General features: G+C 55.1%; 11 protein-coding genes. 2 read left to right on the top strand and 9 right to left on the bottom strand.

Annotated features, from left to right (window positions below; genetic code table 11):
* Positions 1-20 precede the first annotated feature (20 nt).
* Positions 21-1199: a dicarboxylate/amino acid:cation symporter gene (locus PGN_RS07800; RefSeq protein ID WP_012458427.1), complete on the top strand. Its 1179-nt coding sequence runs from the start codon at positions 21-23 to the stop codon at positions 1197-1199.
* Between the two features lie 122 nt (positions 1200-1321).
* On the opposite strand, the gene PGN_RS07795 is transcribed toward PGN_RS07800, so the two are convergent.
* From PGN_RS07795 to PGN_RS07755, 9 genes are all read right to left on the bottom strand, one after another.
* The gene (locus PGN_RS07795) at positions 1322-1651 is read right to left on the bottom strand and encodes a cupin domain-containing protein (RefSeq protein WP_005874159.1); all 330 of its coding nucleotides are present in this window, start codon (positions 1649-1651) and stop codon (positions 1322-1324) included.
* A gap of 200 nt (positions 1652-1851) precedes the next feature.
* A complete protein-coding gene (gene hutH / locus PGN_RS07790; RefSeq protein WP_012458426.1) occupies positions 1852-3345 on the bottom strand; it encodes a histidine ammonia-lyase in 1494 nt (497 codons plus the stop codon).
* A gap of 2 nt (positions 3346-3347) precedes the next feature.
* Complete coding sequence (locus tag PGN_RS07785) at positions 3348-3977, bottom strand: cyclodeaminase/cyclohydrolase family protein (RefSeq protein ID WP_004584810.1); 630 nt, start codon at positions 3975-3977, stop codon at positions 3348-3350.
* Positions 3978-4001: 24 nt separating this feature from the next.
* On the bottom strand, positions 4002-5150 hold the full coding sequence (locus tag PGN_RS07780) for an OprO/OprP family phosphate-selective porin (RefSeq protein WP_012458425.1): 1149 nt from the start codon (positions 5148-5150) through the stop codon (positions 4002-4004).
* A 19-nt stretch (positions 5151-5169) separates the two neighbouring features.
* The gene (locus PGN_RS07775; protein WP_005874187.1) at positions 5170-6324 is read right to left on the bottom strand and encodes a nucleoside recognition domain-containing protein; all 1155 of its coding nucleotides are present in this window, start codon (positions 6322-6324) and stop codon (positions 5170-5172) included.
* A gap of 93 nt (positions 6325-6417) precedes the next feature.
* A complete protein-coding gene (hutI, locus tag PGN_RS07770) occupies positions 6418-7689 on the bottom strand; it encodes an imidazolonepropionase (protein ID WP_012458424.1) in 1272 nt (423 codons plus the stop codon).
* A 100-nt stretch (positions 7690-7789) separates the two neighbouring features.
* Complete coding sequence (gene ftcD, locus PGN_RS07765; RefSeq protein WP_004584814.1) at positions 7790-8692, bottom strand: glutamate formimidoyltransferase; 903 nt, start codon at positions 8690-8692, stop codon at positions 7790-7792.
* A gap of 40 nt (positions 8693-8732) precedes the next feature.
* Positions 8733-9728, bottom strand: a complete 996-nt coding sequence (locus PGN_RS07760; RefSeq protein ID WP_012458423.1) for a DUF6624 domain-containing protein — start codon at positions 9726-9728, stop codon at positions 8733-8735.
* A 32-nt stretch (positions 9729-9760) separates the two neighbouring features.
* Positions 9761-10279: an HU family DNA-binding protein gene (locus PGN_RS07755; RefSeq protein ID WP_012458422.1), complete on the bottom strand. Its 519-nt coding sequence runs from the start codon at positions 10277-10279 to the stop codon at positions 9761-9763.
* A 676-nt stretch (positions 10280-10955) separates the two neighbouring features.
* Between PGN_RS07755 and rho the strand changes: the two genes are divergently transcribed.
* On the top strand, positions 10956-12932 hold the full coding sequence (rho, locus tag PGN_RS07750; protein WP_012458421.1) for a transcription termination factor Rho: 1977 nt from the start codon (positions 10956-10958) through the stop codon (positions 12930-12932).
* Positions 12933-13127: the final 195 nt, after the last annotated feature.

The following is a 13127-nucleotide window of genomic DNA, read 5'->3' as shown; positions in this document are numbered from 1 at the left end:
ATCAAGCAACCCCCAACCATATGCGTAAACTACGGATCGGCCTCTTGCCCAAGATCATATTGGCCATTGTCCTCGGTATCGGCTTCGGCAACCTCTTCAGCTTCCCGTTTATTCGGATCTTCGTCACGTTCAATGCTCTCTTCAGCGAACTGCTCGGCTTCTCCATTCCGCTGATTATCCTCGGATTGGTGACGGTGGCTATTGCCGACATCGGGAAAGGTGCCGGCAGGATGCTTCTTATCACCGTGCTGATAGCCTATATGGCTACGGTGTTGTCAGGCCTATTCGCCTACTTCGCCGGCAATGCTTTCTTCCCGTCTTTGATTTCTCCCGGTACGGGTATGAGCGATGTCACTCAGTCGCAAGGAGTACAGCCTTACTTCTCTATCGCCATACCGCCGATGATGAGCGTGATGACAGCTCTTGTCCTCTCTTTCGTACTCGGTCTGGGTTTGGCCGGCATGGAAAGCCGTGGCATGAAGGGAATGATGCAGGATTTTCAGGAGATTATCACCAAGTTGATCGCCAAGGTTATTATCCCATTGCTGCCCATCTATATCTTCGGGATCTTTCTGAATATGACCCATCAGGGCGAAGTGGTAAAGGTGTTGTCCGTCTTCCTTAGTATCATCGGTATCATTTTCGGTCTTCATATCATCCTGCTGATCTTCCAATACTCTGTGGCAGGATTCATTGCCAAGAAGAATCCTTTCAGGATGCTGTGGCGAATGATGCCGGCTTATTTCACCGCTCTCGGTACGCAGTCTTCGGCAGCCACTATTCCCGTCACGCTCAAGAGTGCGGTGAAGTGCGGTGTATCGGAAGAGATAGCAGGCTTTACGATCCCTCTCTGTGCTACGATTCACTTGAGCGGTAGCACGCTCAAGATCACTTGTTGCGCTTTGGCACTGATGATCATGCAGGGGATGCCTTATGATGCAGGTCTGTTTACCGGATTTATCTTTATGCTCGGTATTACGATGGTGGCAGCTCCGGGAGTACCGGGTGGAGCCATCATGGCAGCTTTGGGCGTTTTGCAGAGTATGCTCGGTTTCGATGAGTCCTTACAGGCACTCATGATAGCATTGTATATAACCATGGACAACTTCGGTACGGCTTGTAATGTCACAGGCGACGGTGCTATCTCGCTGATCGTGGACAAACTCATGATGCGCAAGAGGCAAGCAGTCGCAAGGTAGACAAGAGGTTAGGAAGAAAAAGAAAGGAGAGGAGACTGTCGGCATGTATAGGTCTCCTCTCCTTTGTTTATTTGTTGGAGGCTTTACGTCCACAGGATGGCGCAGTATATGTCTGCCCGTTTTCAGCCGCGGATCATGGTGAGGAGCATCTTGAAGCGTTTCGTAGCATGGAGTGCATGGCTGACGTTGGCCGGCATGATGACGGACCGGCCGGCTTTGAGGAGAAGAGGTTGGCCTCCGATTCTTATTTCCGCTTCCCCTTCCAATATCTGTACGAAGGCATCGAAAGGTGCTGTGTGTTCGCTCAGTCCCTGCCCTTGGTCGAAGGAGAAGAGAGTAATGTTGCCTACTTCGTTCTTAAGTACTTGTTTGCTGATGATTCCGCCGTCGGAATACTCTACTGATGCCGATATGTCGAGGACAGTAGCTTTGGGGTATGTTTCTTTTGTCATTGTTTGTTTTCGATTGTTTAGTCTGATCTCATGTCTTGTAAACGGGCATGGCATTACCCTTATTGCGTCGGAGCGACCCTATATGAGAAGAGGGTGTGCCAAACGAAAATACTTCGTGGCACACCTTCTCTTTCTTGCATTCGGAAAGCCTGTATCTCCCTCCCCTCAGCGTAAGGAATCAGCGGGAGAAGCGGGGTTCGTTAGAAAGCATATTCGCGAACGAACTCCGTGGCTGCCTGTATCTGTTTGTACATGACTACATCGTCCTCCACCTTGGGAGCTACCTTGCGCAGCTCGCCGAGCATCTTCTCCAAGTACGGAGACGTCTTGGTCGGACGGCGGAATTCGAAGGCTTGGGCCGCATCGAGGAGTTCGATGGCGAAGATCATCTCCAGGTTTTCTATGATCGGAAGCAGCTTCGTTGCTGCGTTGGCTCCCATAGAAACGTGGTCTTCCTGCCCGTTGCTACTGACGATACTATCGCTGGCTGCGGAGAAACAGTACATCTTGTTCTTGCTCACCATAGCTGCGGCTGCATACTGCGGTATCATGAATCCGCTGTTCAGACCGGGATTGGCTACGAGGAACTCAGGCAGATTGCGCAGACCGAGTATGAGCTGAGCCGTGCGACGTTCGCTGATATTGCCCAGTTCAGCCAAGGCTATAGCCAGAAAATCATATACGATGGCAAGAGGTTGGCCGTGGAAGTTACCACCCGATACGACAAGATCTTCATCGGGGAAGACCGTGGGATTGTCGGTCACGGAGTTGATCTCTCGAATGACTACCTCTGTAACGTAGGCAATGGCATCGCGGCTGGCTCCGTGAACCTGCGGCATACAGCGGAAGCTGTACGGATCCTGTACCTGCTTCTTCGGGCGGGCTATCTGCTCGCTACCTTTAAGAACTTCCTTCAGGTGACGAGCTACGGCCAACTGTCCGGGGTGAGGACGTATGATGTGGAGGTTGTCGGTAAAGGGGGCATCCAAGCCATCGAAAGCTTCGAGCGAGAGTGCACCGATACAGTCTGCTACCTCTACAAGACGGTGTGCCTTGAGGAGGGCGTAGACGCCATGACTGCTCATGAACTGCGTACCATTGAGCAGAGCCAAGCCTTCTTTGCTCTTGAGGATGATCTTCTCCCAGCCGAACTCCTGCATCACATTGCAGGCATTGCGCTTCTCTCCCTTGTACATGACTTCTCCCTCACCTATAAGCGGCAGGAAGAGATTGGCCAGAGGGGCGAGGTCGCCCGATGCGCCGAGCGAACCGCGATCGTAAACGATGGGGAGCACGTCGTTATTGAGCATGTCCAGAATACGCTGCACGGTGCATAGCTGTACGCCACTGTGTCCCAACTGGAGGGCATGAGCTTTGAGCAGAAGCATCAGGCGCACGATGTCCTCATGAACGGGCGTGCCGCAGCTACAGGCATGACTCTTGACGAGGTTCTCCTGTAAGGCGGTAAGCTGATCCGGTGTAATTGTCCTGTTGCAGAGAGAGCCGAAGCCGGTGGTCACGCCGTATATGGGTTTGTCCGACTGCTTCACTTTCTCGTCCAGATAATGGCGGCAGTGCTCGATACGTCTTACGGCATCGGCTGAGAGTTCCAGCTTGAAGCGACTATCCAGATATTCGCGAAGCAGATCCAGAGAGAGCGGTTCGGAACCAACTTGAAAAGAGGTACGTGCCATCGTTATTCGCATGCTTTTTTGGTGATAGCCAATATCTCGGCCTCGCGACGTATAGCATCGGCTTCGATCGCATTGGCTTCTTCCGTATGCGTCTTGACGAAATCCTCGTCCTTGATAGACGTCAGGTTGATACGAACATTCAGCAGGGCACCGATGATAGCCGTGCGAGCGCACATCATGGCTACACATCCGTCCGTAATGGCATTCTGATTGCCTTTGGCTACGACTGCTTCGATCAGCGGCAACAGACTGTGTACACGCCGAGCCACCTCCATAGGTACGGACGCCGCATATTTGGTCATCTCCTGAATCTGAGCCGAGCGAACGGCCTTCTCTTCCTCCGTTTCCTTGGGGAGCTTGAAGGCGGCGAATACCTTATTATAAGCATCGCTGTCGCGGTCGATATCCAATACCAGTTCTTTCTGTATGGCGGCAGCTTCGGTAGCGATAGTCTGCATCTCTGCTTCCACCTCGACGTACTTCTTCTTGCCTATAGTCAGGTTAGCCACCATCTCGGCCAATGCTGCTGCAATTGAGCCGTTCAGAGCGGAGATACTGCCTCCGCCGGGTACGGGTTCCTGGCCTGCTGTCTCGGCGAGGAAGCCTTTTACTGTAAGATCTGTTAGAATCATTATTACGTGAATGTTTGGTGATTATTATAAGAAAGGTATCTGATAGATCAGACCGGCGCGAAGAGCATTGGTGCTTTCCGTCTCGGTCGCACTGTACCGGTAATGCCGTCCTATGTAGGTGACGAACAGACGGAAGTTGGTCTCCGTGGGGTAATATTCCACCCCTCCCATATAGCCGTAGGAGTGGCGCGTGTGGCTGCTCTCGCCGTATTGGGCAGGCGCGTAGCCGTTCTCGTACATGCCTTTGAGGAAGAGATTGACCTGATCGAAAATGCGGAAGTTCCACTTCGATACCAGAGCATAGTACTTGACGTCCGTGAGGGTCTTGCCCTTGCCGTAGCGAGCAGTCATAATGCCTTTGTCGTCCAATCCCTCGATCGAGTAGGTGAGGTCGAGGTATCCGTTGATCCGTTTGCCCGGATTGAACAGGTTGCCTGCAGTGAAGTACCACATATTACGCTCTTGGGCCTGGTGAGCCATCGACACGGCGTAACGCATGTGCAGTGCTCCTCCGAGGAGGGTACCGTTCCACTGTGCCGAGTAGAGGAGCGGGTAGCTCGTGGCGGTAGCGACATCGGGTGTCACGTGGTAGCGGTCGGCGAAGCGGTTGTTGTAAGCATTGAGTACCTGTAGCTGCAGCTGCTGTTCGGGGTGGAAGTTCCATGCGAAGTTCACGCCCGAAGTATAGCAGGTCATGTAATCCACAAGGTCGCTGTACTGGTAGATCTCTACGGGGTTCATGTCGTATTCTATCCCTCCGAAACGCGCGTACTGACGTCCGAAGAAGAAAGACACCTTGTCGTTCGGGTGCCAGTCCACACCTGCGATGTCGATGGCATTGGAGAGATTGTCGGCAAACGAAGTGCCGTCGGCGGCACGGTTGAGACGTTGTCGCCAGTCGAAGCTGAGGTGGCGGTTCAGTTCGCCATGAGCAGACATCCGCAGCTCCTGTACCTTGAAGTGTCCGATGTGGGATTCGTCATCGACAAGCGGCTGGTCGTAGAACGACTGTAGGCCTAAGTACACCTTCAGCTTTTTCTGCTTCTGCTCCAGACCGAATACACGTTCGGCCAGAGAAGGCTCGCCGCTGCGTTCGGCCGGTCCTGTCTGTTGGGCGATGGCCGGCATACCGCACAGGATGAGGCATGCCAATGATAATAGCGATTTGTTCATACGTTGGTCGGGTATCGAATCAAATGAGCGAGATGAGGACAAAGAGCCAATGGGCGAATATGCCGGCGACTAGTCCGCCGATCGCATGTGCTCCGATCGCCTGTGTGATGAGGCGGCGGTACTTGAGACTGTCGAGCATGGCCGTGTGCGTACTGAGGAAGCCGCTCCAGCACATACCCATGGCGGTGAAAACGGCTACTGCATTGCCGTCCAGGATACCTTGCGCCGAGAAGTTGGGTACCAGTCCGAGGGCTGCACCGACTGCACCGAGCGCGGTGATCGGGAAGGCGATGAGGCGGGAATCGGTGAAGCCGAAGAGCCAGCGGAAGAGGAAGTCCACCTTGTCGGCAAGGGCCGGCAGCAGGCCGACGCCTTCGTATGCCTTGCCGGCGAAGGTGCCGTCGGGTCCGGCAGGTCCGTTGGTGAGCATCATAACGGCCGTACTGATGATGAGTACGCCGGGGATGATGGCGATACCGAGGTCTACACCCGTCTTGCCGCCGTCCAGTACGGCATTGAGCATACGCAGGAAAAGGTTCTCCTTATGCTCTTTCGTTTCCTCGTGCTGCATCTCCTCCACATTGACCGGACTGTCCATTTCCGGATAGCGGCGGAGCGTGCTCCGCTGCATCAGACGAGTGCTGACGATACTGCCGATGATGGCTCCGAAGAGGCCGATGATGGCACCGCTGCCGTAGCCCTGTCCTGCCATGAAGATGATAACGACCATACCCATGCCGAAAGCCGTACCGAAGTTGGTGAGGCTGACGAGCTGATATTTCTTGAAGTAGGAGCAGAACTTGCGATCCTGTGCCAGAGAGATGATGGCGGGATTGTCACTAAGGAAGGTGAGGATGCCTCCGAGTGCTGACACGCCCGGCAGGTTGTAAAGGGGCTTCATCAGGGGCCTGAGGATACGCTCGAGCATATCCACGACATGGAACTCCACGAGCAGACTGCCCAAGGCTCCGCTCAGTACCGTGATACCCATAATATAGAATACGGTCTCGAGCAGGAGGTGATAGGAGGTCTGCATAATCGTATTGAGCATATTGGGCAGACCCATGACATGCCCTACATAGCCGAATATGGCGAAGAAGAGAATGATGAAGCCGAGGGCTTCGAAGAGATGACGCCTGAACGTCAGTTTCTTGTGTTGAGATCTTGTCTCCATTTATAATAATGTATGCGGTGGTTTTTGGTGGGGAAAAGACAAGGCCGGAGCGGAGCTTCGTTCGGTGCTCCGCTCCGGTCTTTGCCGTGTGGATTATGAGTTGGTGTAGACGACCCTGCCTCCTTTGACGGTATGCTCCACGAGGTTCATACCGAAGTGATAGGAGAGGAATTTGTACGATGGGTATTGGAGTACGACGAGGTCGCCCTTCTTGCCCGGCTCGATGCTGCCGATCGTATCGGCTCTTCCTATGGCTGCAGCCCCGTTGATCGTGAGGGCCGTGATGGCTTCTTCGACGGTCATGCCCATGTAGAGGGTGGCAAGGGCAAACATGAGGGGGACGGAAGCCGAGAAGCAACTGCCCGGATTGAGGTCGCTTCCCAGTGCAACGGCACAGCCGGCGTCGATCATCTTACGGGCCGGAGCGTAGTCGGCACGGAGGCTGAAGGCGGTACACGGTAGCAGTGTGGCCACGGTGTTGCTTTCGGCCAGGGCCTTGATTCCCGCGTCGGATATCCGAAGCAGATGATCTGCCGAGAGGCATCCCAGTTCGGCAGCCAGCTCAGCTCCGCCGAATGGCACGATCTCGTCTGCATGCATCTTGACGGAGAGCCCTGCTTCCTTGGCGGCCGTGAGCATGCGTCGGGTCTGTTCGTGATCGAATACGCCCTTCTCGGTGAAGATGTCGCAGCACTCGGCCAAGTTCTGTCGTACGACTTCGGGCAGTACTTCGCGGCAGAGGTACTCGATGAATTCGGTGGGACGTCCTTTGTATTCGGGCGCAGTGTCATGTGCTCCCATGAAGGTGGAGTAGAGGTCGAGGGGCTGCTCGTCCTGCAGGTCGCGCACTACGCGCAGCTGCTTCAGCTCCGTCTCGAGGTTCATCCCGTATCCGCTCTTGGCCTCTACGGTGGTGACGCCCATCTTCATCATATTGGAGAGGTGCCGGTGGGCCGATGCTTTCAGCTCGTCTTCCGATTCGGCACGTGTAGCGCGCATGGTGCTGGCGATCCCTCCGCCGCGCTCCATGATACTCATGTAGCTGTCGCCGGCGAGCCGCCATTGGAACTCATCTTCCCTGTAGCCTCCGAAGACGAGATGGGTGTGGCTGTCCACAAAGCCCGGCAGTACGCAGCGTCCCGTGGCGTCCAGCTCCCGGCAGCCTTCGGTCATGGACGGGGCTACGTCCGCCATGCGGCCGGCGAAGGTGATGATGCCGTCGCGGATAACTACTGCGGCAGGGCCTTCGATGGTGTGTATCTGCCCCATGGCTTCGCGGCCGTGTTTGGCTTCGGTGCCTTGGCAGGTGACGAGCTGGGCGATATTCTTGATGTAGAGGTTCATTGTGTGGGGGGTGTTAGGCATGTGTGTCGGTAAAGAAGCTTGCCGATAGAGCCCCACCGCGCCACCCGGAAGAGGGTGGCGGGTGGTATCTCTATCCTTCAAACAAAAAACATGCTGACGTTTACTCCATGATCCGTGATTCGAGGATCTGATCCATGGAGAAGTTTTCGATGCCGAGGTAGTATTCGGCACAGTCGATCAGTGCCTGCATGGGTACGAGTCCGATCACTTCGCTGCCTACGACGGATACGCCGTATCGGGCGGCTTCCATGCGTACCATCTCGTGAGCGCGATAGACGGCCGTCTTGGTAAAGTCCGTCAGGTTCATGGACACCTGCACGATGCCGCGGTCGGTAAGCTCTACGCCCATGGCCTTGCAGAAGCGCAGGCCGCCGCCGAGGAAACGTACCTTCTTGGCGATGGCGTCCGCGATGGAGAGGTCGTTCGTATTGAGGTTCACGTTGTAAGCGACGAGCGGCATACGGGCACCGACTGCCACGGTGCCGGCTGTCGGGTGACGATCGGCGGGGCCGAAGTCGGGATGCCAGTCGGCTTCGTGTATCTTCTCTGCCATGCCTTCGAACTCGCCTTTGCGGATCTTGGCCAGGTTCTCACGGTGGGGAGCGGTAGCCGATTTCTCATAGAGGAATACGGGCACGCCGTACTTCTCGCCTATCGTGCGGCCTACCTCCTTGGCGAGGGCGTCGGCGTCTTCGGCAGTCACATTCTTGATGGGGATAAAGGGGATCACGTCCACTGCGCCCATACGGGGGTGCTGACCCGTGTGTTTGGTCAGGTCGATCAGCTCTACGGCTATGCCTACGGCTTCGAGCACTGCCTCCCGAAGGGGCTCGGGTTCGCCCACTACGGTCACGACGAGACGGTTGTGATCCTCATCGTTGCTATAGTTCAGCAGCTTGACGCCTTCGCGCGTGCGGAAGGGGTTTACTATCTTTTCGATTTTCTCTTTGTCGCGGCCTTCCGAGAAGTTGGGCACGCACTCCATGATTCTTGATAATGCCATGTCTGTATTATTGTTTTTGTTGGTTGGTTGTTCTTACCACTTAATTCTTCTTTTTTTTGCATGAATGCCTGTAATACTTCCATATTTTAGGCAAGTCTTTCTTGTACTGTCTTATATCCCAATCATATCCCATCGAATTGACGTAATCGGAAAGAGGATCCATCCCGATACCTGCACGACGTTCGTCCACATGGTCTATATCTTCAATGGGAATGACGAAAAAGAACTTATTACCGTTCTCCTCCTTAACGTGATAGGTTTGTGTCCCATAGATCTGTTCCTTGCATTCGTGCATTCGAATACGATCCACAAGGTAGGCATAATGCATGGGGTCTGTTCTTTTTTCTTCGACAGCTTTTTGGAGCATAGGCAGATAGCGAGTAGCTACTTCCGGCCTTTGATCGGCATGTTGGATGCAGAGCCAAAGCGTTTGGTCAGCAGAACATCCTAATCTATTTGCTCCCGGCCACTCGCCGAATGTGTCTATAATATGTATGGCTCGTTCCGTATTTTGCCTATCGACGAGGAGTATTTCGTCTCGTACCTTCTTTCGAATGTTATCGCCGGTTTCGTTAGGGAGTCGGAGCCATAGAATTCTGATGCCTTGATCTTCGCGCTGAATCTGCCAGATTTCATTACGCATATCCGCGTGCGGATTCCTTTCGACCGAGTCGATCCAACTCTTGTATACTTCCCATCGTGGCAAAGTGTAATAGAAGGCCTGATATTCGGGCTTTGAGAGAAGATGATAGGTAAAGGCATCCTCTTCAGGATCGGATGTCAAACTATCCAACCGGGCTTGGATATATGTTTGATCCCGATCCTGAATGGCTTTGTCAAAGGGAGCGCATAAAGCTTCAGTAACGTACTGCATGAAAATATCCTGATAAGTCTTTCTGAAAGCAGTACTATCGTTCTGTTCTAAATACTTTATAGACAGGTTGATCAAGTCTTTAGTCGTATTCTGTGCTTTCGAAAGATTACAAGCAATCAGAGAAACAAGCAATACAATGCCAAGTCTACTTATCCGAAACATTTCCAAACTGTATTTTGCCGTGTGATGATTCGTTACAGTCCGCCGCCGGTGCCTCCCTGTCCGCCGCCACCGCCGGGTGTGGAGGGAGAGGGCGTCTGATTGTCGCCTGTGCCGGGTTTCTTCTTAGGCTGCGGCTCCACACGCTCGTAGTCGAAGGCCAGGGCTGAAGACCCCGGGCGGAGTTTGCCGCGTGCGGGGATGCTCTTGAGCTCTGCCGAGGGGATGAAGACGAGCCTGTGCTTCTGGATCTGATCTACAGAGAAATTCTTGGGGTCGTCCAATTGTTTGGAACCGAACGAGAGGCGGAAGCTGCCCAGCTCGCCGATGCGAACCGTCTTGCCGTTGGGCAGCTCCTCGCTAAGGATATTGACGAGGCGGTCCAGGATGCCTTTGACGTCGGCGGAGGTCAGAGCCGACTCCTCGGCTATTCGCTTGCAGAGGCTGTGGAAGGTTACCGAGTCTTGTGCCGCCGGCTGGGCATAATAGATGGTCTGTCCGGCTTTGGGGCCGATCTTGGCGACAGACTTTTTGATCACATACTTTAGGGACATAACTTACTTATTATTAGTTTCTTATTATTTGATGACCACTCATACCCGATACATCCCTCAAGTCCTCCGAAAAAAAACGTCTGGACGTTCGGAGGAAAACGTCTAGACGTTCCGAATAAAACGTCTAGACGTTTCGAGCAAAAGGTCTAGACGTTTCGGGCAAAACGTCTAGACGTTTTTTCGAGGGGATATTGCAGACGGCCACGGCCACGTCCCGGCGTTTCCCGGGGGTGGCTCTTCGCCTTCCTCCCGTGAGGTGCGTCGGCTCCTCCCGCACGCGGCTGACCGAGGGGGCGGCCACGACTTGCGGGGGCGGTCTGCAAACCGCGGCAAAGGTACCCAAATAGTTCGATTCGGCAGACAGTAAAATAAATACTCTTGCCGTGTCGTTTATAGAGACGAAGGGGGGGCGGCGTCCCGCTCTTTGCGATCGACTCTCCGCATCGCCCCCGTGGGCCGTAGCATACGCAGGCGCAGCCGGCCCTGGCGAATAAGGCGGAGGGAGTAAGACCATCATTCGATTTATTTCTTACATTTGCACGACGGAAAACGAAATAGACACCTATTCTCTATCCTTTCGTCCTGCGGTATCGAGTATCCTGACAGTCTCATTCCGAGATGCCGTATCCCCCTATCAACACTTATCATATTTCTAAAAAGCTCATCATCATTTATTATGCAGAAGTACACGATCGTCGATTTGAACGAGAAGGCTGAAGCTGAACTCGCTGCTATAGCCGGCGAGCTGGGTATTGCCAATGCCGGCTCAATGCCCAAACAAGAACTTATTTACAAAATACTCGACGAGCAGGCTATCAGTGTAGCCGGCGTCCGGAAGGAAAAACAAAAAACGACGGAAGACCGGCACACCGAAAGGCGCAAGCCGGGTCGTCCGCGCAAAAACGCCGAGGAGGAAGCTCCCGAAAGCAAAGACGTCGCAGCCGCTCCTGCCGAGCCGAACGACGAGGAAGCTCAGGCCAAACGCAAGCGTGGCCGCCCTCGCAAAGCGGCGGAAGAGATAGCGGAAGAGACCCGGGAAGATGTGCAGCAGCTCGTGGCTCTGGCTGCTGCAGAGGAGACAAATGCAACGGAGAAGGAGAGTGCCGGGCGGAAGCCGGCGGCGAAAACGTCCACAGCATCCCCTGCCAAAGCCCCTGCCAAAGCCCTTCCCCGTCCGGCAGAGACCACCCCGCGCGTGGCACCGTCTCCCCCTCCCACGACGCCCGTGAGCGAGCCGGCCAAGGACGATGCCAAGCCCGAGACGCCCGCTCCTCCCCCCGCCATCGAGTCCATCACCACGACTCCTGCTGCCGGAGCCGTCGATGAGGGCGGTGCTCGCCGCCTCGTATTCAGGCACAAGAACAGCTCCTCGGTATTGGATCAGGTGCTGCCGTACAGCTCTCCCCAGCCCCCGCAGAGGCCCAAACCGGCCGGTGCTCCGGTCGGCAGCAGCCCGATCAGGCAGCGACAGGCGGCCGGCGTGCCGACTCCCCGTCGCGAACCTCAGCAACCTCTCTACAACTTCGACGGCATCCTCGAGTGCATGGGCGTACTGGAGATCATGCCCGACGGCTACGGATTCCTCCGCTCCTCGGACTACAACTATCTGTCCTCTCCGGACGATGTGTACGTGTCCCAGCAGCAGATCAAGCACAACGGACTCAAGACCGGCGACGTCGTGGCAGGTACTATCCGTCCGCCCAGAGAGGGGGAGAAGTACTTCCCCTTCGTGCAGCTGCGGAGTGTGAACGGTCGCAGCCCCGAAGAGATCCGCGACCGCGTGCCCTTCGATCATCTCACACCCCTCTTCCCCGAGGAGAAGTTCACCCTCGAAGCACCGGGCATCCGTGCCGTAAACGATAAAATATCCGTCCGCGTCGTAGATCTCTTCGCCCCCATAGGCAAAGGACAGCGCGGCCTGATCGTATCGCAGCCCAAGACGGGTAAGACGATGCTCCTCAAGGACATTGCCAATGCCATCGCAGCCAATCACCCCGAAGTGTACATGATCGTCCTGCTCATCGACGAGCGTCCCGAAGAGGTCACCGACATGGCGCGAAGCGTGAACGCCGAGGTCATCGCTTCCACCTTCGACGAGCCGGCAGAGCGTCACGTGAAGATCGCCGAGATCGTCCTGAACAAAGCCAAAAGAATGGTGGAGTGCGGTCATGACGTAGTCATCCTGCTCGACTCCATCACCCGTCTGGCACGTGCATACAATACCGTACAGCCCGCATCGGGCAAGGTGCTCTCCGGTGGTGTCGATGCCAATGCCCTGCAGAAGCCGAAACGCTTCTTCGGTGCCGCTCGCAACATCGAAAACGGCGGTAGTCTCACCATTCTGGCCACGGCGCTGACCGACACGGGTTCTAAGATGGACGAGGTGATATTCGAAGAGTTCAAGGGTACGGGCAATATGGAGCTGCAGCTCGATCGCCGCCTGTCCAACAAACGCATATTCCCCGCCGTGGACATCATGTCCAGCAGTACCCGTCGCGACGACTTGCTGCAGGACGAGACCACGCTGAACCGTATGTGGATCCTGCGCAAGTACCTCTCCGACATGAATCCTGTCGAAGCCATGGAGTTTGTGCGTAAGCAGCTGGAGAATACGCATACCAATATGGAGTTCCTCGCCTCGATGAGCAACTGATCAGTTCCCTGCCGCCGCCTCCTCTCCGACAAGAGAGGAGGCGGCAGCGGACAAGACTCTGAGTGACGAGCCGCCCTCTATCCGGATGCAGACCGGCAGACGAGGGGGAGGGAAGTCGAAGAGCCGGGCATATCGTCTTTCGGTCTCCTCCGTGCGGCTTACGGTTTCGTCCTGCTATACCTTATTATTATAAGT

Origin of the sequence: Porphyromonas gingivalis ATCC 33277 (assembly GCF_000010505.1) — a bacterium.
Classification (GTDB): domain Bacteria; phylum Bacteroidota; class Bacteroidia; order Bacteroidales; family Porphyromonadaceae; genus Porphyromonas; species Porphyromonas gingivalis.
The sequence above is the reverse complement of the archived record's forward strand: the minus strand, read 5'-3'. Positions and strand labels throughout refer to the sequence as shown.